A 24,908-nucleotide genomic window follows, 5' to 3' on the forward strand; every position below is an offset into this window, starting at 1 on the left:
TAATTACATACTGACAATTTGTTTTATTTATTAAAGAATTGACTGCCACTATCAATTCAGTTTATAATATAAGTCATGCTCCTTTAAAACATTAAGCAATTCTTGGGTTATATTCACTTTAAGCCTTCTACTTGGCATGTTGAGTTTTATTTTCTCATCATTATCATAAACCAAAAAATTTAGAGCCTTGTTGCCAGGATTTCCATGTATAAGCTCCTGAAGCAATGCAATCTTATTATCCTTAAGATCGTTTATGTTTAATTGAATCGATAACTTCTTAGCATATGCATCCATTACATCATGAAGAAGCATAAAGTTATTAAATTGAATACGCGGATCACCTACTTTACCTGTATCCTTATTAACCCAACCTTCCCTTATAAAGGCCCTAACAAACACAAAACTGTTATAAACCAAAAAGTGTCTATATTTCAAATATTCCTCCCCAAAAATTCTAAATTCATAACTATCGGTATAATCCTCAATCGTAAATGCTGCCCACCCTTTACCTTGTTTACTAACACGATGCTGAACATCGGTAACCACGCCGCCAAACACCAACTCTCTATTTACATATTGCTCCATAACGTGAAACATACTCAAAGTCGCATTACAAAACGTTTGCATTTCTATTTTAAAATCATCTAGAGGATGGCCTGAAATATAAATCCCGATAACTTCACGTTCTTGAGCCAACTTCTCCATTGTTCCCCAAGTATCACAAGGTGGGATTTGAGGCTCTTCAATCTGCACTTCACTAGCCTCCCCAAACAGACTCACCTGGGCGGAGTTTTCATTTTCCTGATGCTTACTGCCATACTTTATAGCCTTTTCTAAAAAGGTAATTCCATCACCTTCATCATGAAAATATTGAGCTCTATGAGTGTCTGAAAAGCAATCGAAAGCACCTGCTAGTGCTAAATTTTCGAATGCTTTCTTATTTGCTGAACGTAAATCGATACGTTTGGCCATATCAAAAATGGACTTATAGTCTCCTTCTTTTCTATTCTCAACGATTGTTTCTACGGCGCCATGCCCTACTCCCTTAATAGCTCCCATACCAAAACGCACAGCATTATCTTGGTTTACAGAGAATTTATAATAGGATTCATTAACATCTGGACCAAGAACATTCAATTTCATACGCTTACACTCTTCCATAAAGAAAGTCACCTGCTTAATGTCGTTCATGTTGTTAGACAGTACAGCAGCCATATATTCAGCAGGATAATGCGCTTTTAGGTAAGCCGTTTGATAAGCCACCCATGCATAACAGGTAGAGTGCGATTTGTTGAATGCGTAACTAGCGAAAGCCTCCCAGTCTTTCCAAACTTTTTCAAGTACTTTCCTTGGATGTCCATTAGCCTCTCCTCCATCAAGAAATTTAGGCTTTAATTTTTCAAGAAGGGCAAATATCTTTTTACCCATTGCTTTACGAAGCATATCAGCTTCACCTTTCGTAAAACTCGCCAACTTCTGCGACAGCAACATTACCTGCTCCTGATAAACGGTAATACCATAAGTTTCCTTAAGATTATCTTCCATCGCAGGCAAATCGTAAACAATTTCCTCATCGCCATGCTTACGTTTAATAAAGCTTGGAATATATTCCATTGGCCCTGGACGGTAAAGTGCATTCATGGCAATAAGGTCATCAAACACGGTTGGCTTTAAATCCCTCATGTGTTTTTGCATCCCAGGAGATTCGTACTGGAACACCCCTACCGTTTCTCCTCTCTGGAATAACTCATAAGTTTTCTCATCATCCAAAGGAAAATTTTCAGGATCCAGTTCCACACCATGCTTTGCCTTGACAATTTTTACGGTATCCTTAATTAGGGTTAGCGTTTTTAACCCCAAAAAATCCATTTTTAGCAACCCTGCTTCCTCTACAACAGAGTTGTCAAACTGGGTTACATAAAGGTCTGAATCTTTGGCTAGGGATACCGGCACGAAATTGGTAATATCATCTGGAGTAATAATTACTCCACATGCATGGATTCCAGTGTTACGCACAGAACCCTCTAGCACCCTTGCCTTATTAATTGTTTGTGCTTCCAAATCTTTTCCTTCGGACAGATTTAAAAGCTCATTAATACTTTCTAATTCTTCACTCCTAAAGCTCGCCTTAAGATCGGCTTCACTTTTTCCAAAAATCTTCTTTAGCTTGGTATTGGGAATGAGTTTCGCAATCCTATCTGCTTCATGTAAAGGCAAGTCCAAAACCCTAGCCGTATCCCTTATCGAAGATTTAGCCGCCATGGTTCCGTAAGTGATAATCTGAGCTACTTGGCTTGCTCCATATTTTTCGATTACATAATCCATAACCCGACTTCGACCTTCATCATCAAAGTCGATATCGATATCGGGCATACTCACACGATCTGGATTAAGAAAACGCTCGAAAAGAAGATCATACTTTATGGGATCTAGATTCGTAATCCACAAACAGTAAGCAACAGCGCTACCGGCTGCTGAACCACGCCCGGGTCCTACCGAAACCCCCATGTTCCTTGCCTCTCGAATAAAATCTTCTACAATAAGGAAATAACCTGGATACCCCGTTTTTTCAATAACTTCCAACTCGAAGTCCAATCGTTCCTCAATTTCCGGAGTAATCTCTTCGTAACGCTTTTTTGCCCCTTCGTAAGTTAAATACCTTAAATAAGCATTCTCCCCACGTTTACCTCCATCAATTTCATCCTCTTCATACTGAAAACGCTCAGGTATATCAAACTTTGGCAACAGCACATCTCTTGCCAGTTCAAAAGGTTCAATTTTATCTACTATCTCTTGAATATTAAAAATGGCCTCTGGAATATCCTTGAAGAGCACCTTCATTTCATCCCCAGACTTAAAATAATATTCTTGATTTGGCAACCCATAACGATAACCACGACCACGACCTATTGGAGTTGCCTGTTTTTCTCCATCTTTAACACACAGCAAAATATCGTGTGCATTAGCATCTTCCTGTTCGGCATAATAGGTATTATTGGTAGCAATAAGTTTAACGTCATGTTTTTTTGAAAACTCAATTAAAACAGGATTTACTCTATTTTCATCTTCCTGATTGTGACGCATCAATTCAATGTAAAGATCATCGCCAAACTGTTTTTTCCACCACAACAAGGCTTCTTCTGCCTGACTTTCACCTATGTTTAGCACCTTACTTGGCACCTCTCCGTATAGATTACCCGTTAAGACGATAATATCCTCTTTATATCTTAAAATTGCTTCTTTATCTATACGAGGCACATAATAAAACCCTTCGGTAAAGGCTATGGAAGATAGTTTTGCAAGATTGTGATAGCCCCGTTTATTTTTAGCAAGTAAAACAACTTGATACCCATTATCCTTTCTTGTTTTATCTAAACGATTTTCGCAAACAAAAAACTCACAACCCACTATAGGTTTTACAAGCTTATCTGTTGGAGTCTCCCCTTTTTCAAGAGCTTCATCAATCTTTGCTTGAACAGATTTATTATGACCAGATAACGCTTTTACAAAGTGAAATGCCGCCATCATGTTACCATGATCGGTAAGTGCTACTGCTGGCATATTATGTTTGACAGCAGCTCCTACAAGGTCGGCAACACTCATTGTTGACTGTAAAACCGAGAATTGAGAGTGATTATGCAAATGCACAAAATCTACTTCTTCAAGCTCCTTTATGTTTTGAGCCATTTCCGTTTTGGAAATAGCTGGCTCCTGTTCTGCTTGAAGTCGTTTACGAATTTTATCGGACTCCGCCTTAAGATTTATATGTTTTAAACCGATAGTTTCAACGGGCATTGGATTAGCCTCATTGAAATTCTTGAAATAATCAACATCTACATCAAGCTGTTCTTTAGTGAAAAGCCCCGTGCGGATTAACTCAAAGAAACAGCGTGTTGTTGCCTCAACATCGGCAGTTGCGTTATGTGCTTCAGCAAAGGGTTGATTAAACAAATGTTGATGTAACTCCGTAAGTGTTGGCAACTTGAACTTTCCTCCACGCCCTCCTGGAATTTTACAAAGTTCTGCGGTGTCTTCGGTACAAGTGTCGAGTACTGGTAGCTCTTGTAGTTTATTAGAAACACCCTCTCTGTAGAATTCAGCCCCCATGATATTAACATCGAAACCTACGTTCTGCCCAACGATAAATTTACTCTTACTAAGTGCTTCATTGAATTTTTCTAACACCTCCGATAATGGTATTCCTTGTTCCTGAGCCAACTCAGTGGAAATCCCATGAATTTTCTCTGCATCATAAGGAATATTAAACCCTTCTGGCTGCACCAAATAATCCTGGTGATCTATGCAGTTGCCCATCTCGTCATGAAGCTGCCAAGCAATTTGTATACATCTTGGCCAGTTGTCTACATCGCTAATTGGTGCATCCCATCGTTTTGGTAATCCGGTGGTTTCCGTATCGAAAATTAAGTACATCTAAAAGGTTTATCGTGTTAAATTCAAGCGCTTTAGATTACGCCTAAACAAGGCGTAAAAGTAACAAATAAATATAGGCTATAAAAAGATAGTATTCAATAGAATTTATGAACAGGAAATCTACTAAACAAAAAAGCGCAACCCTAATGGTTGCGCTTTAAACTAACACTTAAGTCTATAAAATTAAGCTTGTAAATAATCCGGAGTTCCATCTAAATCAGAGTCTGCAGCATCATCGGGATTTCCGTCTCCATTTAGATCAGGGTTCTCATCGGCAGTTAATACACCATCTCCATCATCATCAGTATCCAAATAATCAGGTTCTCCATCTCCATTGGTGTCCCCTTCAACAGTTTCATAGATTGTCCAAACACCATCACCATCATCATCAACATCTAGGTAATTCATGATACTATCTCCATCAGTATCCATAAGGCTTCCATCTTGGTTAATCTCATCTGACGTAGGTACGCCATCACCATCATCGTCACTATCCATATAATTCATAATACCATCTCCATCAGTATCAACATCTTCCTCAAAATAATTTGGGATACCATCTCCATCTTCATCCCCACAATCAAGAGCATCAAGTGCTGCTTGAATCTCTCCATTAGGATCACTACCGCAAATTTCCAATTGTTCATTCAAGTAATAAGCATAATTCTGGCAAAGCTCCACATAGTTAGTTACTGTTGCTGCCCAATATGCCTCTTGTGCATCCTCTCTGTTTTGTGTTGCCTGCTCACAAGATAACTGACATTCGCCTAAAGCATCTATAACATCCTGAATAGCATTATCCATATCACCACAAAAAGCTTGCTGGTTTTCCAATGCAGCACGATAAGCCATACATGCAGCCGCAAAAGCTTCACTATCGCTTGTATCTGCATTTACATAGGCTTGCTGAGTCAATAAAACATCTGCTTCAGCATCTTCACAGTTATAAGGATTTGATGTAACTGTACCAGAAATTGGCACATTATAAATTATACCCTCATTAAAACCTACAGAAGCCATTCCAGATTCATTAAATGCTACAAATCGAAAGTCCCCTGAAACTGTTTTAGAAGCTGCATTTACTTCCAAATTCATTTCCCCATATTCAGGATAAACAGACACTTCAGAATCAGCCTCATTAGTAGTAGAGTAAACTATACCATTTGCATCTTTAAAAGATGCAAATACACTACTCACATTTCCAAAAACATAATTCCCTGAACTTGCTGAGGGTACAGAAAAGCTAATGGTTTCCAAATTGTTTCCCCCAGAAATAGTAAGTCTTCCGGTTTCATCGACTACAGCTGTATAATATTCTGCACGCCAAAATTCATAATTCTTTTTACCTTGGATTGCCGGATCACTGGTTTCAAGATCCTCTCCACAACCTACTAAAGCAATAAGAGCCAAGATCAGTACGGATAGTTTTTTCATATATCAATTAAATTTACAGATAATTTTATTTCGCCCAAATGTATAATAAAAAATTTAAAATAACATTGCCCTAATTTAACGCGCTGAGGATAAAAAAATTATAGTATCTTTGCACACTTATTAATAACAGAGGTCGTGAACCTCATTAATTAATTATTATGCCAGTAAAAATTAGATTACAAAGACACGGTAAAAAAGGAAAACCTTTTTATTGGGTTGTTGCTGCGGATTCTCGCGCAAAACGTGATGGTAAATACCTAGAAAAAATTGGTACTTACAATCCAAACACTAACCCTGCAACTATCGACTTAGATGTTGACGGTGCTGTAAAGTGGTTACAAAACGGTGCTCAGCCAACTGATACTGCTAGAGCTATTTTATCTTACAAAGGCGCTTTACTTAAAAACCACTTAGTTGGTGGTGTTAGAAAAGGTGCTTTTTCTGAAGAAGAAGCTGAGAAGAAATTCCAAGCTTGGTTAGATGAAAAAGAAGGTAAAATAGACGCTAAGAAAGAAGGATTGAGCCAAGCTGAAGCTGACGCAAAAGCTAAAGCTCTTGAAGCTGAAAAAGCAGTTAACGAAGCAAGAATTGCTGCAACTGCTCCGGCTGAAGAAGCTACAACTGAAGAAGCTCCTGCAGATAATGCAGATGCCTCTAACGAAGAAGAATAAAAAAATCAATTTTTTTATACTTTTAAACTCCGATAACTCTATCGGAGTTTTTTTATTTGATACATATGCATAAGGACGATTGTTTTTATTTAGGAAAGATTGTAAAAAAATACAGTTTTAAAGGTGAGGTATTGGCAAAGCTGGATACCGATCAACCCGAACTTTACGAAGAGTTGGATTCTATATTTATTGAAGTCAGAGGGAATTTAATTCCTTTTTTCATTGAAACCAGTCAACTTCACAAATCGGAATTACTGAGAATTAAATTCGAAGAAGTCGACACCGAGGCCGATGCCGACGCTTTAATAAAGTGCGACCTTTATTTACCTCTTGAATTTCTCCCAGAATTAGATGAAGACAAATTTTATTTTCACGAGATTATCGGGTTTAAAATTATCGACAAACATTTTGGCGAAGTAGGAGTAATCAAAGCCGTTAATGATAATACGGCCCAAGCCTTGTTCGAAATAGACCGTAACGGGATAGAAATACTTATCCCGATGAATGACGACTTTATTATCAATGTAGACAAGCCAAATAAAATAATAGAAGTTGATTGCCCCGAAGGATTAATCGACCTTTATATTTAGAAATATGAACAAACCTTTTCAATTCAAACAGTTTACGATCCATCAAGATCGATGTGCAATGAAAGTAGGTACCGACGGCACATTATTAGGTGCTTGGGCTCCCTTGGAGCACAACCCTTTTTCGATCTTGGATATTGGAGCCGGCACAGGTTTGATTGCCCTAATGTTGGCACAGCGCAGTAATGCAGAATTGGTTGATGCTTTAGAAATTGACGATGCCGCTTACGAACAATGTGTGGACAATTTTGAAGCTTCACCTTGGGGAGATAGATTATTCTGTTACCACGCATCGCTTTTGGAATTCACAGAGGAAATCGAAGATCAGTATGACTTGATTGTATCCAATCCTCCTTTTTACTCTGAAGATTATAAAAGTGACGATTCACAACGCGACCTTGCTAGATTTGCAGACGCGATGCCATTTGAGCACCTTATAGAATGTGCAGCTGCATTACTAGCTCCCGAAGGCTTGTTTACAATAATTATACCTTACAAGGAATACGGTTCATTTACTTCAATTGCAAAAGAAAATGGATTATATGCCAATAAAGCTCTTCTTGTAAAAGGAAGTCCCGAAAGTGAAATTAAGCGAGCGCTAATCACTTTCAGCAGGAATGAAAGCACTGTAGAAACTACCGAATTAACAATCGAAACAACAAGACATCAATATACTGAGGATTATATCAATCTTACCAAAGAATTCTATTTAAAAATGTAACATTTTGCTACATTTGTTGCCAATCAACTTTCAAATAATACTATGAAACCAGATTTATTCGAAGCACCAGATTACTACAATCTGGACGAGCTTTTAACCGACGAACATAAATTAGTACGCGATGCCGCCCGTCAATGGGTTAAGCGCGAGGTATCTCCTATTATAGAAGACTACGCACAAAGAGCAGAATTTCCAGAACAAATCATTAATGGTTTGGCTGAGATTGGAGCCTTTGGGCCATATATCCCTGAAGAATACGGTGGCGCAGGATTAGATCAAATTTCTTATGGTTTGATTATGCAAGAAATTGAACGCGGAGATTCAGGTGTCCGTTCTACTGCATCTGTACAATCTTCTTTGGTTATGTACCCTATCTGGAAGTACGGGAACGAAGAGCAGCGTAAAAAATACCTTCCTAAATTAGCCAGTGGTGAATGGATGGGGTGTTTTGGTTTAACCGAGCCAGACCACGGATCCAACCCTGGAGGCATGGTTACCAATTTCAAGGACATGGGAGACCACTACTTGCTTAACGGAGCTAAAATGTGGATCTCGAATGCCCCCTTTGCACAGGTTGCTGTAGTTTGGGCCAAAAATGAAGAAGGTCGCATTTACGGATTGATTGTTGAACGTGGTATGGAAGGTTTCTCAACTCCAGAAACCCATAACAAATGGTCCTTAAGAGCCTCTGCCACTGGAGAACTTATTTTCGACAATGTAAAAGTTCCTAAGGAAAATCTACTACCTAACAAATCTGGATTGGGTGCTCCACTGGGATGCTTGGATTCTGCACGTTATGGAATTGCTTGGGGTGCTATTGGTGCTGCAATGGATTGTTATGACACAGCTTTACGTTACAGCAAAGAACGTGAGCAATTTGGAAAACCTATTGGTAGTTTCCAGCTACAGCAAAAGAAATTGGCCGAAATGATTACGGAAATCACAAAAGCCCAGTTATTAACTTGGCGATTAGGTGTATTGAGAAATGAAGGACGCGCTACCTCAGCCCAAATTTCGATGGCTAAGCGTAACAATGTGGATATGGCCATTAACATTGCACGCGAAGCCCGCCAAATGTTGGGTGGAATGGGAATTACTGGTGAATATAGCATTATGCGCCACATGATGAACTTAGAAAGCGTAATTACTTACGAAGGCACCCACGATATTCACTTGTTGATTACAGGATTGGATGTAACAGGGTTCAATGCTTTCAAATAAATAGTTTTTAAAGACCTATAAATAATTTTAATAAAAGTGCTTCCTTTTTTGAGGAAGCATTTTTTTATTTTTGGGAAAATAAAATCCCATTATGAGTATTGATAAAACTAATGCTATTCTACAGCCCTATAAAAAGCAATTGCTTAACCACAGTCTATATAAAAAGATAAAAACTATAGACGACCTTCACGTCTTTTTAGAATACCATGTATATGCCGTTTGGGACTTCATGTCACTTTTAAAAGCATTACAAAATAACCTTACGAGTACAACAACACCATGGATGCCTGTGGGGAACCCTGAAATACGCTATCTCATTAACGAGATTGTATTAGCTGAAGAAACGGACATTGATGCCAATGGAAAACATAATAGTCATTACGAAATGTACGTGGATGCTATGGAAGCCTGTGGAGCCAATACAATAAATGTCAAGAACTTTTTGGAACAAGTCATTGAAACAAAAAACATTTTTGTAGCTCTCAACCAAAGTGACCTACACCCGGGCATTAAAAACTTTTTGGATTATACTTTTAGAATAATTGAAGAAGATAAGCCTCATAAAATAGCTGCTGCCTTCACATTTGGCCGTGAGGATTTAATACCTAACATGTTTACTGAAATATTAAAGAGTTTCCAGCAGAACTTCCCAGATAAGGACGTTTCTAAACTCATTTATTATTTTGAGCGCCACATTGAACTAGATGCTGACGAACATGGACCAATGGCCATGCAAATGATCGAGGAGCTTTGTGGAGAAGACGAAAACAAATGGAAAGAAGTAGAAGAAGTTTCGGTTTATGCGCTAGAAAAACGAATCGCTCTCTGGGATGCCATAGAAAGCAGTGTAATGCATGAAGAAGGTTGTGTTTCCTAAAAAAACGAAACCTGAATTATAATTTAAGGCTTGGAAAATTTCCAGGCCTTTTCTTTTTATCTCTCCTAAATAAGCAACTCATTAGCTTTTTCTGTAATTTTAAATATGAAACCTTCGTTTAAACGGCTGGAAAAAGCATACAAAGAAGCAAAAATCCTTGAGTTTAATGACTCTAGTAAATTTATCTTTTTTAGTGATTGTCATAGAGGAGACAATAGTTTTGCCGATGATTTTGCCAAAAACAAAAACATCTTTATACATGCTTTAAAACATTACTACAAAAATGGATTTACATATTTTGAGCTAGGAGATGGTGATGAACTTTGGGAAAACTTAAATTTTAAACATGTCTTTGAAGCTCACAAAGGTGTTTACCTTCTTTTAAAATGTTTTTACGAGGAGAATCGGCTGCATATGATTTGGGGTAACCACGACATGTCGTACAAAGACCCTGATAAAGTTTCAAAAAATCTTGGAAGCTATTATGACCCTGCTACCGGAAAACAGGAAACCCTTATGCCCAACCTAACTTTCTATGAAGCCATAATGTTAAAACACGAGACAACCAATCAAGAACTATTTTTAACGCATGGTCATCAAAGCGATTGGTGGAATTATGTTTGTTGGAAATGGAGCCGTTTTTTAGTTCGTGCCCTTTGGAAACCTTTAAACCTTATGGGTATTGCTGACCCAACAAGTCCTGCTAGAAACCATGTAAACTTATTAAAAGTAGAAAGGCGAATAAAAAATTGGATCGTTGCGAACAACAATAGACTAACTATAGTAGGACACACACATAGACCTCATTTTCCTTCCCCTGGTAACATTGCATTCTTCAACGATGGTAGCTGTGTTCACCCGAGATGCATCACAGGTTTGGAGATAGAAGATGGAAAAATCTCTTTGATAAAATGGGAAATAGCCACCAGAGATGACGGCACACTTCATGTCGTTAGGGTGTTACTAGAAGGCCCAAGACCTTTAATAGACTATAAAACCAGCACTTAACTTTCTGGTGCCAATTCAACTTCCAACCCATCCAATTCAGGAGTTATTGGAATTTGACAACCAAGTCTACTATTCTCTTTCACATAAAAAGCCTCAGCAAGCATAGCATCTTCATCAGGCTCCATTTCGGGAAGTTCATGATCAGAAAGAATATAACACTGGCAAGAAGCACACATAGCCATTCCGCCACATACTCCAATAGTTCCTTCTGGAGCTAGCTCGTAAGAACGAACTACCTCCATTAGGTTCATAGCCATATCGGTAGGTGCTTGAATTTCGTGCAAAACACCATCACGATCTGTTATTTTTATAGTAATATCCTGCTCCATTATTCGATAGCCTTTACAACTGCCTTTGGCGCTTCTTTCCTAGTACCGTCAAACCCATCAATACCACTAACAGTAGTATACTTTAAAACATAGCGTTTACCAGGATTAATAATTTGATACGCCGCCTGACACATCAATGTTGCTTCATGGAAACCACAAAGAATTAACTTTAATTTCCCTGGGTATGTATTAACATCACCAATAGCAAAAATCCCAGGAATATTAGTTTGGTAATCCAGTGAATTATTCACTTTAATAGCGTTCTTCTCAATTTCCAATCCCCAGTTAGCGATTGGCCCTAACTTTGGAGATAAGCCAAACAACGGAATAAAATGATCTGTTTCTAAGGTAAACTCACGCTCAATATGCTTTGATTGAGATATAACTACTGCATTTACCTTTCTATCACCAACAATACCAACTACCTCTGCAGGGGTAATCAAGTTAATTTTACCTTGTTGTTTTAATTCCTGTACTTTCTCCACAGAATCCAATGCCCCTCTAAACTCATTTCTACGGTGGATTAGAGTCACTTCGCAAGCTACATCACTTAAAAATATACTCCAATCTAAAGCAGAATCTCCTCCTCCAGCAATCACTACACGCTTATTTCTATAGATTTCTGGATCTTTGATAAAGTACTCTACTCCTCTATCTTCAAAATCGGAAATATTGTGAATAAGTGGTTTTCTAGGCTCAAAGCTTCCCAGCCCACCAGCAATAGCTACAACTGGAGCATGATGTTCAGTACCTTTATTAGTAGTAACTATAAAGGTTCCATCTTCTTGCTTTTCTATAGTTTCTGCTCGTTCACCAAGTGTAAAGCCTGGTTCGAACTGCTTACATTGCTCTAAAAGGTTATTGGTCAAATCACCGGCAAGAATTTCTGGAAAACCAGGAATGTCGTAGATGGGCTTTTTAGGATAAATCTCTGAGCATTGCCCACCCGGTTGCGGTAAGGCATCAATTAAATGACATTTTAGTTTTAACAAACCTGCTTCAAAGACAGCAAATAATCCTGTTGGTCCAGCGCCAATGATAAGTATATCGGTTTTAATCATGAAATTTTAATTACTAAACAAAAAATTGTGTTGCTAAAAACAAAGTACCGTTACGTATTGTTTTATTTAATCAACATTAATTACTTGTTCAATTTGGGGAGCATATTTTTTAATGGTCATTTCTACACCCGATTTTAGTGTCATCTGGTTTACACTGCAACCTACGCAGGCTCCTTGAAGTTGTACCTTAACAAGCTTATCGTCCTCTATGGATACCAATGAAATATCACCACCATCACTTTCTAAAAAAGGCCTGATCTCATCTAAGGCTTTTTCAACGTTAAGTTTTAATTCTTCTGTAGTCATAAGTATATAATTCAAAAAAATCTTATTGAACAAAGATTTTAAAATCCTTATTTTTTAACTGCCGAACAGCCGGCCATAGTTGTAATCTTTATTGCTTCGGTAGGAGGTAAATCGGTGTTTCGCTTTACCACTTGTTCTACCATGTTTCGAGTTAATTCCTCAAATGCTTTTTCTTGTGGTGTAGCTGTTTGTAACGCTGCAGGCCTTCCTACATCACCAGCTTCACGAATACTTTGCACCAATGGCAATTCACCTAAAAATGGAACATCTAAGTCTGCTGCTAAATTCTTAGCACCGTGCTCACCAAAGATGTAATACTTGTTATCTGGCAATTCATCAGGCGTAAAATAAGCCATGTTTTCTATGATTCCCAAAACAGGCACGTTAATACTTTCCTGCTGGAACATAGCCACCCCTTTTTTAGCATCGGCAAGTGCAATATTTTGTGGCGTACTCACTACAACTGCTCCAGTTATCGGTAAGGCTTGCATAATACTTAAGTGAATATCTCCCGTTCCAGGAGGCAGATCGATTAACAGAAAATCCAGTTCTCCCCAAGCAGCATCAAAAATCATCTGATTAAGTGCTTTGGCCGCCATAGGACCTCTCCAAATAACAGCTTGATTTGGCTTGGTGAAGAACCCAATAGAAAGAACCTTAACACCATAGTTCTCGATAGGTTGCATTTTAGACTTCCCATCAACATTAACTGCCAAAGGACGTTCGTGCTCTACATCGAACATAATAGGAATAGAAGGGCCGTAGATATCGGCATCCAACACACCTACATTGAAGCCCATTTTAGCTAGAGTTGCAGCTAAATTAGAAGTTACTGTAGACTTCCCTACACCTCCTTTTCCAGAGGCTACTGCTACAATATTTTTTATTCCAGGGATTGCTTTTCCTTTTATTTCATTTTTTGGTTTTGCAGGAGCATCAACAGTGATGTTTACTTTAATTTTAGCCTTTTCGTAAACTTTTTCGTGAATGGTTTTCAGAATGTCTACTTCAGTTTTCTTTTTGGCCTGTAAACTCGGATTAGCAATTGTGATGTCAACTACCACCTCATCGCCAAAAGTTACTATGTTTGTTACTGCTCCACTTTCCACCATATTCTGTCCTTCTCCAGGAACTGTAATGGTCTCAAGTGCTTTAAGAATATCTTGTTTGTTAAGCTTCATAATTTAGTTTACACCTATTCCTCTAAAACATTAAATAATTTAAAGGGATTGTAGTTCTATAAATAATTTAGATTTGTTCTAAAGTGCAAATATACAGCGAATTCTTTAGATAGAGAAGCCTATAAATTGAAATGATTTATAGGCTAATTTTGTTTCGTTATATCGGGTTATGGTTAACTAAAAGTTCATTGTTTAAGCTCTAAATTAGGGTCCCAAAACACCTTATCGAAATCCAGTATCTGGTTGTCCTTAACTTTTATTCCCTCACACTCCAACAATTGCTGCATAAGATTGGTTCCTTCAAAATGCTGTTTCCCTGTAAGCAGCCCTTTTCTGTTGACCACCCTGTGTGCTGGGACATCTTTTCCCGTTGATCCATTCATAGCATAACCAACCATTCTTGCGCTCTTGGCAGCGCCTAGGTATCTTGCTATAGCCCCGTAACTAGTTACCCTTCCGTATGGTATTTGTTTCGCCACCTCATACACTTTGTCAAAAAAAGACGGCTCCATAATCTAAAGCTCTTTGATGATATTAATTAAAGTGATTATTGAAATAACCCCCGTAATACCTCCAATAATATAATTCATGTTCTTTTGTGAAGTAAATGCTTTATTACTGATTTTCTCAAAAAAGAACATATATACATAAAGCATGATAAAAGTCCCCATTACCGCACCCGCCACATACGATATCATACCTGTAGCATCTAAACTAAGCCATCCAAAAGTCGCTAAAGTAATAACCATATAGGCATGGTATGGAATAGGCAACATATTAATTGCAGACATAAACATACCCTGAAAAAACCTACTGCTTTTACTTCTTCCATTTGCATGCAACTCTGGTTTACCATTAGCCTTGGCTATTACTAAATAATAAATTGTAACCAAGACAAACACCACAAAAGCCACACGCTGAAGAATATCTATAACATCGGGGTGATTACTCAAGTACTTAGCAAAAATTGCTGCTAAATAGGCTTGGACCGCAAAGACAACACAAACCCCGATGGAGAACACAACCCCTTTGTTATGACTTTCGTTAATACTGATTTTTGCTGCTGTCATATTGAGCAACCCCGGAGGAATTACCCCTACAGCTGCTACAACTAAACCAAGAAAGAAGATTATAGTAATGTTCAATTGCCTTTTATTTTGAACCTAATATAAGTAATTGGTTTACCCAGCTCCAAATACTGTTGCTCGTAAAAAGTTTGAATTTCAGTAACTTCCTCAGGACTTCCTTCGTTATTATAAACATTATGGTTAGCATAAATTACTTCATGACCTTCGCCATGCAATAACCCCAATGTATAACCGTGCATAAATTCACTATCGGTTTTAAGGTTTACCGTTCCACCAGGTTTAAGCACCTTTTTGTATCGCTTTAGAAATTCAGTATTAGTCATACGGTGCTTGGTTCGTTTGTATTTTATTTGAGGGTCTGGGAAGGTAATCCAGATTTCATCAACTTCATTTTCACCAAAGGCATATTCAATCAGCTCAATTTGAGTACGCAAAAACGCCACATTATCAATATTATCCTCAACAGCTGTTTTGGCTCCTCTCCAAAAGCGGGCTCCCTTGATGTCAATTCCTACAAAGTTCTTTTCAGGAAACTTTTGGGCCAATCCAACGGAATATTCTCCCTTACCACAACCCAACTCAAGAACCAAAGGATTATCGTTTTTAAACACTGTTTCTCTCCATTTTCCTTTTAACTTAAACTCCTGACCAACAAGATCATCTCGTTTAGGCTGATACACATTATCAAAGGTTTCGTTCTCCTTAAATCTTTTAAGTTTATTCTTACTTCCCACAGTTATTTAATATTTCGGTAAAAATAAGGAAATATATGGGAGTAGTAATTATTATTACTTTTGATTTTAAGTTGAAAGTCAATAGGCTAAAGACTCGATGATTTTATGAAGAAACGAATATTAGTCGCCCCATTGAATTGGGGTTTGGGACATGCTACGAGATGTATCCCAATTATTAACGCCTTAGCGGAAAATGGTTTTGAACCTGTTATTGCCAGTGATGGTGAAGCATTGAAGTTGCTTAAAAAGGAATTTCCATCAATACATGCCGTTGAATTACCCTCATACCACATTCGCTATGCAAAAAAAGGGAAATTTTTTAAATGGAAAATTATCCAGGATACCCCAAAACTTATCAGGGCTGTAACATTAGAAAACCTTAAAACAAAGTCCATCCTTAAAGAGCATAAAATTGACGGAATAATTTCAGATAACAGGTTAGGGGTTTTCAACAAGCGAGTGCCTTCGGTATTTATCACCCATCAACTTAATGTTCTAAGTGGCAATACAACCAAGATCAGCACAAAAATCCATGAGTTGTTCATAAATCAATTCAATGTTTGTTGGGTTCCTGATCATAAAGGAGAAATAAATTTAAGCGGAAAGTTGGGACATAAAGAAAAGTACGGCATTCCAACTACTCATATCGGCCCTATCAGCCGATTTAAACCCTCGAACGTAAAACCAATAAATGATGTTCTTGTTCTATTATCTGGACCTGAACCTCAACGTAGTATATTAGAAGAAAAGCTTTTAAAGGAGTTCCTAAACTACAAAGGAAATGTTCTTTTTGTAAGAGGCATTATCCAGTCCAAACAGGAGTACAAGGTTAATGGTTCGATTACCATGTACAATTTTATGACAAGCCAAGATTTGGAACAAGCCATTAATGAGAGTGCTTTGGTAGTATCTCGTTCTGGATACACTACAATTATGGATTTGGCTAAACTAGGAAAACCTGCTTTCTTTATACCAACTCCAGGTCAGTTTGAGCAGGAGTATCTAGCAAAGACGCTTCACGAAAGAGGCATTGTCCCTAGCTGTAGTCAAGATGAATTTAAAATTGAAAAACTTAAAGAAGTAAAAAACTATTCTGGACTACCTTCTGTAAACGGAAAGTTAGACTTCAATAAATTATTTAGCTTTTTCCAAAGTGAATGAAAACTCACTTCCAACACCAAACTCACTTTCCACATAAATTTTCTCATCGTGAGCTTCAATGATGTGTTTAACAATTGCCAACCCTAAACCAGAGCCTCCTTCTTTTCTAGAACCACTTTTATCAACACGATAGAAACGTTCAAACAATCTTGGAATATGATTTTTAGCAATACCTTCACCATTATCAGTAACACGAATAATGACCTTGTTTTTAATTAAGTTTTCAATACTTACTTCAGTGGTTCCTTTATCACGACCATATTTAATGGAATTTACTACAAGATTAGTGAGCACCTGTTGAACACGTTCTTTGTCTGCATGAACCATTATTGGATGCTTATAGTCCCTGTCAAAAGTCAAAGTAATTCTTTTTTTTGCGGCCTTCATTTCAAAAAGCTCAAATACACTCTTAACCAATTCAATAATATCGAATGTTTCCAAATTAAGCCTCAAATCACCAACTTCAAGTTTAGTGATCATATCTAAATCTTTCACGATATAAATAAGACGTTCTACACCTTTGCTGGCTCTGGTCAAATACTTTTCTCGAATGCTCTTATCGTTAATAGCACCATCTAGAAGAGTTAGAATATACCCTTGAACAGTGAACAACGGTGTTTTCAACTCATGAGACACATTACCCAGAAAATCCTTTCGGTACTCTTCCCTGATTTTTAACGTTTCTATTTCCAGCTTTTTATCCTTAGCATATTTGTCAATCTCCTGGGTTAAAGTTGCCATATCTGTAGTAATACGCTGCTTACGAAGACTAGTAGATTCCAAAAGTGTTAAATCGTCGTAAATCTTCTTTACTCGTTTGTAAATAAACCTCTCAACCCTTACCTGTATCACCAAAAAAGACACCCCATAACATGTTAGAGCAAAACATAGCAAAAACCATGGATTAACAGTATAGAAAAAATATAAAAAAACACTCGTTAAGAGCGTTAAAAATATGGTTATATACAAGGATGACTTAAAGGCAAACTTGTAGGTTTTTTTTAATTGTTTCTGCATTAATCTACAAACTTATAACCAACTCCTTTTACGGTTTTAAAAGAATCGTCACCAATTTTTTCCCTTAGTTTACGGATGTGGACATCAATAGTACGCCCTCCAACGACTACTTCGTTACCCCATACTTTATCAAGAATCTCTTCCCTTTTAAACACCTTACCAGGTTTGGATGCTAACAAAGATAATAATTCAAATTCTTTTCTTGGCAAGATGATTTCCTCTCCTTTCAGTTCAATTTTGTACTCATCTCTATTAATAATCAAGCCTCCAATTTTCACAACAGTATCACCTTTCTCATCTTCTTTTAAGCGTCTTAATAAAGCTTTCACTTTACTAACCAACACCTTTGGCTTGATAGGCTTAGTAATATAATCGTCAGCACCTGCATCGAATCCAGCTACTTGCGAATAATCTTCTCCTCTAGCTGTCAAGAAAGTTATTATTGTTCCTTTTAGATCTGGCACTCTTCTAATTTGTTCACACGCTTCAATACCATCCATTTCTGGCATCATAACATCTAAAATGATAAGATGAGGCTTTTCCTTTTTTGCTTTTCTAACGGCTTCAATACCATTTTCTGCAGTACTCACCTGATAACCTTCATTGGTTAAATTATAACCGACAATCTCAAGAATATCCGGTTCGTCATCAACTAAGAGGATTTTAATGTCTTTCTTATTCATTATGTTTTTTTAAAAAGTTGCGTAAAGATATGATTAATAACAAAGCCTTATTAATGTCATATCACATATAACATTAAGGTAACCTTACAATTACAATGGGTTAAATTTGCAACACGTTTTAATCAATCAACTTCCTTTTTTGGTATATAATTTGGTTAATCTGCTTCAATTTAACATTTTTAATCAATTGTAGCAACCCCCAAATCGATGTAATTTATTTCTCTCTAAAAAAACACCTCTTTTCACTTTTCTTAAATCTTAAGAAATCTAAGATTTAATAATAGTCTCATTTTTTAGCACTCTTGTATTTTACATACATTTGTCAGACCAACTAAAGAGCTAATGATAGACCAAGCATCTATTTTTAATATTTCAACGGAGCAACAATTTGAGGATGTAACTTTTGAAGTGTTTAAACACCAATTCAAAAACAACAGAGTATATCGTTCATTTTGTGATTTGTTATACACACACCCAAGTGATGTCTCCTCAATTGAAAACATTCCTTTTTTACCAATTCAATTCTTTAAGTCACATAAGATCATTTCAGCCGACAAAAGCGCAGAAGCAATTTTCACAAGTTCAGGAACAACAGGAAGCACAACAAGTAAACACTATGTTTCCGACATCCAATTATACAGCAAGAGCTTTTCAAAAGGGTTTGAAAAGTTTTATGGCAAAATCGAAGATTATATAATATTGGCTTTGCTTCCCTCTTATTTGGAACGTGAAGGGTCGTCATTAGTATATATGGTAGACAATTTAATCAAAGCGTCTAAACATAATGAAAGTGGTTTTTATCTTCACAATCTATCAGAGCTAAAAACAACATTAACAGAATTAGATGAGCAGGGAAAAAAGATACTACTTATTGGGGTGTCGTTCGCATTGTTGGATTTAATTGAATTGCACCAATTCAATTTAAAGAACACCGTAATTATGGAAACTGGCGGCATGAAAGGAAAACGAAAGGAACTTATTCGCGAAGCATTACATGGTTTACTAAAATCTGGCTTTGGAGTAAATTCAATACACAGTGAATACGGTATGACCGAACTATTAAGCCAAGCCTACTCTAAAGGAAACGGACTGTTTAATTGCCCTCCATGGATGCGAGTTTTAACAAGGGATCCCGAAGATGCACTTACTATTCATAAAGCACCAAAAACTGGAGGTCTTAACATTATTGATTTAGCCAATGTAAACTCATGCTCTTTTATTGCAACTCAGGACTTAGGACGAGTTTATGCTGACAACTCCTTTGAAGTAATAGGACGATTTGACCACTCCGATATTCGCGGATGCAATCTTATGGTATTATAGTGTAAGGCAATAAATTAACCACCGACTAATGTCACAGCTAAAAAAGATAGATTTGTTTTTTAGTTGGTTGGTTAGTTTAAAAAAGCCTGATTGTTACTCAATCAGGCTTTTCTTTTTTATTACTTTTAATCTTAGTTCACTTTAAGAACATAATAGTTTTTCTTTCCTCTTTGAAGAAGCACAAACTTATCGTTTATCAAATCGGAAGCTGTAATGCTATAATCTTCTTTTACTTTCTCCTTATTAACAGAGATTGCATTCTCTTTCAAAGCGCGTCTTGCATCACCATTAGATTTTAAGAAGTTGGTTTTAGCCGCTAACGCGCCAATCATATCCAAACCATCCTCTATTTCGGCCCGTTCAACTTCCGCTTGAGGCACACCTTCAAACACATCTAAGAACGTTTTTTCATCAAGCTGCTTCAAGTCTTCACTAGTTGACTTACCAAACAAAATGTCACTTGCTTTAATAGCATTCTCCAATTCCTCTTTTGAATGTACCAAAGTAGTAATCTCATTAGCTAACGCCTTTTGAAGCACTCTTAAATGAGGTGCTTGTTTATGTTCTTCTATCAAGGATTCAATCTCCTTTCTGCTTAAGAACGTAAAAATCTTAATATATTTCTCAGCATCCTCATCACTTGTGTTCAACCAATACTGATAGAATTTATATGGTGACGTTCTATTCGCATCCAACCAAACATTCCCGCCTTCAGTCTTACCAAATTTAGTTCCGTCAGCCTTTGTTATTAACGGCCAGGTTAACGCAAAACCTTTTCCAGAATCCTTACGCCTTATAAGTTCAGTACCTGTGGTGATATTCCCCCATTGATCACTACCTCCCATTTGAAGCGTACAATCTTGGGTTTTGTACAGATGTAAGAAATCATAACCCTGAACCAATTGGTATGTAAATTCAGTAAAACTCATTCCTTCAGACGAATCTGAGGATAAACGTTTTTTAACAGAATCCTTAGCCATCATATAGTTAACCGTAATATGCTTCCCTACATCACGAATGAATTCCAAAAATGAAAATTCCTTCATCCAATCGTAGTTGTTCACTAGAACAGCAGCATTATCAGAATCACTATCAAAATCCAAGAATCTTGACAACTGCTCTTTAATAGCATTTTGGTTGTTCCTTAAGGTTTCTTCATCAAGTAAATTACGCTCGGCCGATTTCCCAGATGGATCTCCAATCATTCCAGTTGCTCCACCAATTAGAGCCACTGGCTTATGACCAGCCAATTGAAAATGTCTTAATCCCATTACGCCTACCAAGTGACCTATGTGCAATGAGTCAGCAGTAGGATCAATCCCCACATAGGCTGCTCGCATAGCTTCCATCAAATGGTCTTCGGTTCCGGGCATCACGTTGTGAATCATGCCTCTCCAAGTCAATTCTTCTACAAAATTCTTAAGCATTTTCGGTATTTTTTAATAGTATCAGCAAAGATAAAAATCAATGTATAATTTAGAGGGTTTAACGAATAATTCTTTAATTTAGTTTCATGATTTTAGTTACTGGTGGTACAGGATTGGTTGGTTCACATCTACTTTTTAAACTTGTGAAAGAGAATGAAAAAGTTAGAGCGATATACAGACAGAAACACAAACTGGATATTGTAAAAAGGGTGTTTTCCTTTTATGACGAAAACGTCTCTGAACTTTTTAATCGTATTGAATGGATTAAAGCAGATGTTACCGATATCCCTTCTTTAACTGAAGCTTTTAAGGATACTACCTATGTTTATCACTGCGCTGCCTTTGTTTCTTTTGAACCCGACAAATACTTCTCACTCAGAAAAACCAATATAGAAGGAACAGCGAATATTGTTAATCTTTGCCTATCTAACAAGATTAATAAATTATGCTATGTCAGCTCTGTAGCCACTTTAGGAAAAAACGAAAATGGAGGACCTATTACTGAAGACACCCATTGGAACAATGATGCTGATAATAATGTTTATGCCATTACTAAATATGGAGCAGAAATGGAGGTTTGGCGAGGATCGCAAGAAGGGCTCAACGTTGTAATTGTAAATCCAGGTGTTATTCTAGGCCCAGGAATTTGGACCCATGGTAGCGGGAGTATTATTAAAAGAGTCAATAAAGGAGAACCTTTTTACACTTGCGGATCTACAGGTTTTGTTGACGTTAACGATGTTGTTGAAGCAATGATCTCGCTTATGAAGAGCGATGTCAAAACACAACGATTTGTTTTGGTTGCCGAAAATTGGGCTTATAAAAATCTATTACAGAGCATTGCTTCACTTATAAACGTAAAGCCCCCTCAAAAAGAAGCATTAAAGTGGCAATTACAAATTGCTTGGCGAATGGATTGGTTGATGTCCAAACTCACAGGAAAACGTAGGAGGTTGACAAAACAATTAAGCAGAACCTTAGTAACCGAAACCAAATATAGTAGTGACCGTTATTTAGAGGTTTTCAACAAAAAGTTCATCCCAATTGAAAAAAGCCTGAAATTTACTACTCAGGCTTTTTTGGATAGGTAATGCTTTTTATTTCCTCTTTATTAAATTTTTCTTTTAAGAATGGCTTTTTACGCTTAAGCACTCGTATGGAATCTTGTGCTTTTTCACCGAGCGAATCCTGTATCCTAGTTGCCTCTTTTTCCTCCTCCTCTTTTTTTACATAGACCTCAGATAGTTTCTCTAAACTATCTTCAACCATGGTATATATTTCTGCATAGGCATCAAAGTCATATGCGTAATAATTATTGTTCTCAGCAAAAATGACACTATCTATAGCATACTTTTCATAAACATAATCTTTTGGATTGAGTCCATGCTCTTCCAAAGCTTTATTGTTAACCCCTTTTGCTGAATTAATAAATGCCAGATCCATCAAGATATATGACATCTCTTTTTTGGAGAGTAATTTTTTTGGCTTCTCGGGTTTATATACATAATTACATGATAAAAACAATAGAGCCAAACCAAAGATGACAACTAGTTTTTTCATCGATTAAAGGTTAATCGTTTTGCTGCCTTTGTATCGTAAAACTTGAAGTTTTTGTAAACTAAATTACCGTTTACAAAGGTATGCGTTATTCGAGACTTGAATGTAGTCCCTTCAAAAGGCGACCATCCACACTTGTAAAGTATGTTATCTTTTTTAACAGTCCAAGGGTTGTTGGGGTCTACTAATACCAAATCGGCATAATATCCTTTCTTAATATACCCTCTTTTTTCTATTTGAAACAAAATAGCCGGGTTATGGCACATTTTCTCTACTATCTTTTCCACCGAAATCTTTCCATCGTGGTACATTTGCAACATGGCTGGTAAGGCATGCTGAACCAATGGGCCACCTGAAGGAGCTTTAGTATAAACGTTTTGTTTTTCTTCTAATGTATGGGGAGCATGATCTGTTGCAATCACGTCGATACGATCATCTAAAAGCGCTTCCAAAAGTTTATCTTTATCCTTCTGGGTTTTTACAGCAGGATTCCATTTAATAAAGGTTCCTTTTTTATCATAATCTGCATCTGTAAACCACAAATGGTGAATACAAACCTCTGCAGTGATTTTTTTATCTTTTAACGGAAGTTTATTCGAAAACAATTCTGTTTCCTTTCCGGTTGACAAATGAAAAACATGCAAACGAGCTCCAGTTTTCTTAGCTAATTCCACAGCTCTTGAAGATGACAAATAACAAGCTTCTTCACTTCTTATTTTTGGGTGGTATGACATTGGAATATCTTCACCAAACTCCTCAACATATTTTGCCTGATTGGCTTGAATTGTAGCTTCGTCTTCACAGTGAACAGCAATCAACAAATTGGTTTTAGAAAAGATTGTTTCCAAAACCTTCGGGTCATCAACCAACATATTCCCGGTAGATGATCCTAAAAATAATTTAAGAGCAGCCACTTGTGTAGCATCTACCTTTAGAATCTCATCTAAGTTGTCATTTGTCCCACCAAACATAAATGAATAGTTGGCATAAGATGTATTAGCGGCAATATCAAATTTCTCCTCCAGCTTTTCAACAGTAGTTGTCTGTGGATTTGTATTAGGCATCTCTATAAAAGAAGTTATACCTCCTGCTATCGCTGCTCTGGATTCAGTTTCTATCGTAGCCTTATGCGTTAGTCCTGGCTCACGAAAATGAACTTGGTCGTCGATTACCCCAGGAAGCAACAATTGTCCCTCAGCATCGAACACATGAACATCAGACGACTTCACGCTGATGGACTCTGCTATTTCCTTAATGAACTCACCTTCAATTAACACATCTCCGTTGAAGATAGTTCCTTCGTTTACAATTCTAGCGTTCTTAATTAACGTTGTTCTTTGCTGCATGCTTCCTTTTATTTTCTAAATATACTTTTCAACTTCATTGTTATCACTCCAAATATAGCTTCGGAAATAATCCCCGTACTAAGCTTTGACTCTCCCTTTTCCCTATCGGTAAAGATTACCGGAATCTCAACAATCTTAAATTTTTTAAGGTAAGCCTTGAACTTCATTTCTATCTGAAATGCATATCCAACAAATTTAATACCTTCTAAATCCAAAGCTTCCAAAACCTCTCGCCTATAACAGATAAATCCCGCAGTCGTATCATGTATCTGCATACCTGTGATAAACTTCACGTACTTTGACGCCATATACGACAACAACACTCTGCTCATTGGCCAGTTGACCACATTAACTCCTTTCACATAACGAGATCCAATAGCCATATCTGCATCACCTTCCTTACAGACACTATACAAACGTTCCAAATCCTGAGGGTCATGAGAAAAATCGGCATCCATTTCAAAAATGAACTTGTAATGTCTCTTCAAACACCACTTAAAACCATGAATGTAAGCAGTGCCCAACCCAGATTTTCCAGCACGACTTTCCAAATACAATCGTTTTGAAAATTCTTGCTGCAAGGTCTTCACCTTTTGAGCTGTTCCATCGGGTGAATTATCATCAACTACCAGAATATCAAAGGAGTTATTACGTGAGAAAACAGCTCTAATAACAGCTTCGATATTCTCAATTTCGTTATATGTAGGGATGATGACTATGGCGTCCTGCATCTATATGCGTAAAA

Annotated in this window: 24 protein-coding genes; 9 read left to right on the top strand and 15 right to left on the bottom strand. The window is 37.1% G+C overall.

Annotated features, from left to right (window positions below; all coding sequences use genetic code 11):
* Positions 1–51: 51 nt before the first annotated feature.
* Complete coding sequence (gene dnaE / locus PWU04_RS01450; protein WP_274474020.1) at positions 52–4,431, bottom strand: DNA polymerase III subunit alpha; 4,380 nt, start codon at positions 4,429–4,431, stop codon at positions 52–54.
* Between the two features lie 183 nt (positions 4,432–4,614).
* On the bottom strand, positions 4,615–5,865 hold the full coding sequence (locus tag PWU04_RS01455; protein ID WP_274474021.1) for a DUF6252 family protein: 1,251 nt from the start codon (positions 5,863–5,865) through the stop codon (positions 4,615–4,617).
* A 158-nt stretch (positions 5,866–6,023) separates the two neighbouring features.
* On the opposite strand from PWU04_RS01455, the gene PWU04_RS01460 reads away from it, so the two are divergent.
* From PWU04_RS01460 to PWU04_RS01485, 6 genes are all read left to right on the top strand, one after another.
* Complete coding sequence (locus tag PWU04_RS01460) at positions 6,024–6,536, top strand: 30S ribosomal protein S16 (protein ID WP_274474022.1); 513 nt, start codon at positions 6,024–6,026, stop codon at positions 6,534–6,536.
* 65 nt (positions 6,537–6,601) lie between these two features.
* The gene (rimM, locus tag PWU04_RS01465; protein ID WP_274474023.1) at positions 6,602–7,126 is read left to right on the top strand and encodes a ribosome maturation factor RimM; all 525 of its coding nucleotides are present in this window, start codon (positions 6,602–6,604) and stop codon (positions 7,124–7,126) included.
* Positions 7,127–7,130: 4 nt separating this feature from the next.
* Positions 7,131–7,844, top strand: coding sequence for a tRNA1(Val) (adenine(37)-N6)-methyltransferase (locus PWU04_RS01470; RefSeq protein WP_274474024.1), 714 nt, complete (start codon positions 7,131–7,133; stop codon positions 7,842–7,844).
* A 42-nt stretch (positions 7,845–7,886) separates the two neighbouring features.
* A complete protein-coding gene (locus PWU04_RS01475) occupies positions 7,887–9,065 on the top strand; it encodes an acyl-CoA dehydrogenase family protein (RefSeq protein ID WP_274474025.1) in 1,179 nt (392 codons plus the stop codon).
* Positions 9,066–9,156: 91 nt separating this feature from the next.
* Complete coding sequence (locus PWU04_RS01480) at positions 9,157–9,942, top strand: DUF3050 domain-containing protein (RefSeq protein WP_274474026.1); 786 nt, start codon at positions 9,157–9,159, stop codon at positions 9,940–9,942.
* Positions 9,943–10,047: 105 nt separating this feature from the next.
* On the top strand, positions 10,048–10,950 hold the full coding sequence (locus tag PWU04_RS01485; protein WP_274474027.1) for a metallophosphoesterase: 903 nt from the start codon (positions 10,048–10,050) through the stop codon (positions 10,948–10,950).
* Here PWU04_RS01485 and PWU04_RS01490 read toward each other — a convergent pair.
* From PWU04_RS01490 to trmB, 7 genes are all read right to left on the bottom strand, one after another.
* Positions 10,947–11,279 carry a 2Fe-2S iron-sulfur cluster-binding protein gene (locus PWU04_RS01490; RefSeq protein WP_274474028.1) on the bottom strand — a complete coding sequence of 111 codons (333 nt, stop codon included), beginning with the start codon at positions 11,277–11,279 and terminating at the stop codon, positions 10,947–10,949. The two genes, PWU04_RS01485 and PWU04_RS01490, sit on opposite strands and share 4 nt — an antisense overlap.
* The gene (locus tag PWU04_RS01495; RefSeq protein WP_274474029.1) at positions 11,279–12,340 is read right to left on the bottom strand and encodes an NAD(P)/FAD-dependent oxidoreductase; all 1,062 of its coding nucleotides are present in this window, start codon (positions 12,338–12,340) and stop codon (positions 11,279–11,281) included. The genes PWU04_RS01490 and PWU04_RS01495 overlap by 1 nt, the downstream gene beginning before the upstream one ends.
* A 66-nt stretch (positions 12,341–12,406) precedes the next feature.
* Positions 12,407–12,646, bottom strand: a complete 240-nt coding sequence (locus tag PWU04_RS01500) for a NifU family protein (RefSeq protein ID WP_274474030.1) — start codon at positions 12,644–12,646, stop codon at positions 12,407–12,409.
* Positions 12,647–12,693: 47 nt separating this feature from the next.
* Complete coding sequence (locus PWU04_RS01505) at positions 12,694–13,827, bottom strand: Mrp/NBP35 family ATP-binding protein (RefSeq protein ID WP_274474031.1); 1,134 nt, start codon at positions 13,825–13,827, stop codon at positions 12,694–12,696.
* A 185-nt stretch (positions 13,828–14,012) separates the two neighbouring features.
* Positions 14,013–14,339, bottom strand: coding sequence for an MGMT family protein (locus PWU04_RS01510; RefSeq protein ID WP_274474032.1), 327 nt, complete (start codon positions 14,337–14,339; stop codon positions 14,013–14,015).
* A 3-nt stretch (positions 14,340–14,342) separates the two neighbouring features.
* Positions 14,343–14,972, bottom strand: a complete 630-nt coding sequence (locus PWU04_RS01515; protein WP_274474033.1) for a LysE family transporter — start codon at positions 14,970–14,972, stop codon at positions 14,343–14,345.
* Positions 14,969–15,649: a tRNA (guanosine(46)-N7)-methyltransferase TrmB gene (gene trmB / locus PWU04_RS01520; RefSeq protein ID WP_274474034.1), complete on the bottom strand. Its 681-nt coding sequence runs from the start codon at positions 15,647–15,649 to the stop codon at positions 14,969–14,971. The genes PWU04_RS01515 and trmB overlap by 4 nt, the downstream gene beginning before the upstream one ends.
* A 105-nt stretch (positions 15,650–15,754) precedes the next feature.
* Here trmB and PWU04_RS01525 point away from each other — a divergent pair, with 105 nt between their 5' ends.
* Entirely contained in the window at positions 15,755–16,810 is a 1,056-nt protein-coding gene (locus PWU04_RS01525) for a glycosyltransferase (protein WP_274474035.1), read from the top strand.
* On the opposite strand, the gene PWU04_RS01530 is transcribed toward PWU04_RS01525, so the two are convergent.
* Together PWU04_RS01530 and PWU04_RS01535 are read right to left on the bottom strand one after the other, a co-directional pair.
* A complete protein-coding gene (locus PWU04_RS01530; protein ID WP_274474036.1) occupies positions 16,784–17,827 on the bottom strand; it encodes a sensor histidine kinase in 1,044 nt (347 codons plus the stop codon). The two genes, PWU04_RS01525 and PWU04_RS01530, sit on opposite strands and share 27 nt — an antisense overlap.
* Entirely contained in the window at positions 17,827–18,510 is a 684-nt protein-coding gene (locus tag PWU04_RS01535) for a response regulator transcription factor (protein WP_274474037.1), read from the bottom strand. Before PWU04_RS01535 ends, PWU04_RS01530 begins: the two co-directional genes overlap by 1 nt.
* Positions 18,511–18,852: 342 nt before the next feature.
* Here PWU04_RS01535 and PWU04_RS01540 point away from each other — a divergent pair, with 342 nt between their 5' ends.
* Positions 18,853–19,833: a LuxE/PaaK family acyltransferase gene (locus tag PWU04_RS01540; RefSeq protein ID WP_274474038.1), complete on the top strand. Its 981-nt coding sequence runs from the start codon at positions 18,853–18,855 to the stop codon at positions 19,831–19,833.
* A gap of 131 nt (positions 19,834–19,964) precedes the next feature.
* On the opposite strand, the gene tyrS is transcribed toward PWU04_RS01540, so the two are convergent.
* The gene (gene tyrS, locus PWU04_RS01545) at positions 19,965–21,260 is read right to left on the bottom strand and encodes a tyrosine--tRNA ligase (RefSeq protein WP_274474039.1); all 1,296 of its coding nucleotides are present in this window, start codon (positions 21,258–21,260) and stop codon (positions 19,965–19,967) included.
* Positions 21,261–21,346: 86 nt separating this feature from the next.
* On the opposite strand from tyrS, the gene PWU04_RS01550 reads away from it, so the two are divergent.
* Complete coding sequence (locus PWU04_RS01550; protein ID WP_274474040.1) at positions 21,347–22,351, top strand: NAD-dependent epimerase/dehydratase family protein; 1,005 nt, start codon at positions 21,347–21,349, stop codon at positions 22,349–22,351.
* On the opposite strand, the gene PWU04_RS01555 is transcribed toward PWU04_RS01550, so the two are convergent.
* The 3 genes from PWU04_RS01555 to PWU04_RS01565 are packed head-to-tail and all read right to left on the bottom strand — an operon-like array spanning position 22,326 to position 24,894.
* A complete protein-coding gene (locus PWU04_RS01555; protein ID WP_274474041.1) occupies positions 22,326–22,820 on the bottom strand; it encodes a DUF4296 domain-containing protein in 495 nt (164 codons plus the stop codon). The genes PWU04_RS01550 and PWU04_RS01555 overlap by 26 nt on opposite strands.
* Entirely contained in the window at positions 22,817–24,163 is a 1,347-nt protein-coding gene (locus PWU04_RS01560) for a dihydroorotase (protein ID WP_274474042.1), read from the bottom strand. The genes PWU04_RS01555 and PWU04_RS01560 overlap by 4 nt, the downstream gene beginning before the upstream one ends.
* An 8-nt stretch (positions 24,164–24,171) precedes the next feature.
* Positions 24,172–24,894 carry a polyprenol monophosphomannose synthase gene (locus tag PWU04_RS01565; protein WP_274474043.1) on the bottom strand — a complete coding sequence of 241 codons (723 nt, stop codon included), beginning with the start codon at positions 24,892–24,894 and terminating at the stop codon, positions 24,172–24,174.
* Positions 24,895–24,908 lie beyond the last annotated feature (14 nt).

The sequence above is a fragment of the Mangrovimonas aestuarii genome, assembly GCF_028767185.1.
In the GTDB taxonomy this organism is placed as follows: Bacteria; Bacteroidota; Bacteroidia; order Flavobacteriales; family Flavobacteriaceae; genus Mangrovimonas_B; species Mangrovimonas_B aestuarii.

Excerpts from the sequence above, each read along its gene's own strand:
- dnaE (WP_274474020.1), bottom strand. The coding sequence starts at position 4,431 with ATGTACTTAATTTTCGATACGGAAACCACCGGATTACCAAAACGATGG.
- PWU04_RS01455 (WP_274474021.1), bottom strand. The coding sequence starts at position 5,865 with ATGAAAAAACTATCCGTACTGATCTTGGCTCTTATTGCTTTAGTAGGT.
- PWU04_RS01460 (WP_274474022.1), top strand. The coding sequence starts at position 6,024 with ATGCCAGTAAAAATTAGATTACAAAGACACGGTAAAAAAGGAAAACCT.
- rimM (WP_274474023.1), top strand. The coding sequence starts at position 6,602 with ATGCATAAGGACGATTGTTTTTATTTAGGAAAGATTGTAAAAAAATAC.
- PWU04_RS01470 (WP_274474024.1), top strand. The coding sequence starts at position 7,131 with ATGAACAAACCTTTTCAATTCAAACAGTTTACGATCCATCAAGATCGA.
- PWU04_RS01475 (WP_274474025.1), top strand. The coding sequence starts at position 7,887 with ATGAAACCAGATTTATTCGAAGCACCAGATTACTACAATCTGGACGAG.
- PWU04_RS01480 (WP_274474026.1), top strand. The coding sequence starts at position 9,157 with ATGAGTATTGATAAAACTAATGCTATTCTACAGCCCTATAAAAAGCAA.
- PWU04_RS01485 (WP_274474027.1), top strand. The coding sequence starts at position 10,048 with ATGAAACCTTCGTTTAAACGGCTGGAAAAAGCATACAAAGAAGCAAAA.
- PWU04_RS01490 (WP_274474028.1), bottom strand. The coding sequence starts at position 11,279 with ATGGAGCAGGATATTACTATAAAAATAACAGATCGTGATGGTGTTTTG.
- PWU04_RS01495 (WP_274474029.1), bottom strand. The coding sequence starts at position 12,340 with ATGATTAAAACCGATATACTTATCATTGGCGCTGGACCAACAGGATTA.
- PWU04_RS01500 (WP_274474030.1), bottom strand. The coding sequence starts at position 12,646 with ATGACTACAGAAGAATTAAAACTTAACGTTGAAAAAGCCTTAGATGAG.
- PWU04_RS01505 (WP_274474031.1), bottom strand. The coding sequence starts at position 13,827 with ATGAAGCTTAACAAACAAGATATTCTTAAAGCACTTGAGACCATTACA.
- PWU04_RS01510 (WP_274474032.1), bottom strand. The coding sequence starts at position 14,339 with ATGGAGCCGTCTTTTTTTGACAAAGTGTATGAGGTGGCGAAACAAATA.
- PWU04_RS01525 (WP_274474035.1), top strand. The coding sequence starts at position 15,755 with ATGAAGAAACGAATATTAGTCGCCCCATTGAATTGGGGTTTGGGACAT.
- PWU04_RS01530 (WP_274474036.1), bottom strand. The coding sequence starts at position 17,827 with ATGCAGAAACAATTAAAAAAAACCTACAAGTTTGCCTTTAAGTCATCC.
- PWU04_RS01535 (WP_274474037.1), bottom strand. The coding sequence starts at position 18,510 with ATGAATAAGAAAGACATTAAAATCCTCTTAGTTGATGACGAACCGGAT.
- PWU04_RS01540 (WP_274474038.1), top strand. The coding sequence starts at position 18,853 with ATGATAGACCAAGCATCTATTTTTAATATTTCAACGGAGCAACAATTT.
- tyrS (WP_274474039.1), bottom strand. The coding sequence starts at position 21,260 with ATGCTTAAGAATTTTGTAGAAGAATTGACTTGGAGAGGCATGATTCAC.
- PWU04_RS01550 (WP_274474040.1), top strand. The coding sequence starts at position 21,347 with ATGATTTTAGTTACTGGTGGTACAGGATTGGTTGGTTCACATCTACTT.
- PWU04_RS01555 (WP_274474041.1), bottom strand. The coding sequence starts at position 22,820 with ATGAAAAAACTAGTTGTCATCTTTGGTTTGGCTCTATTGTTTTTATCA.
- PWU04_RS01560 (WP_274474042.1), bottom strand. The coding sequence starts at position 24,163 with ATGCAGCAAAGAACAACGTTAATTAAGAACGCTAGAATTGTAAACGAA.
- PWU04_RS01565 (WP_274474043.1), bottom strand. The coding sequence starts at position 24,894 with ATGCAGGACGCCATAGTCATCATCCCTACATATAACGAAATTGAGAAT.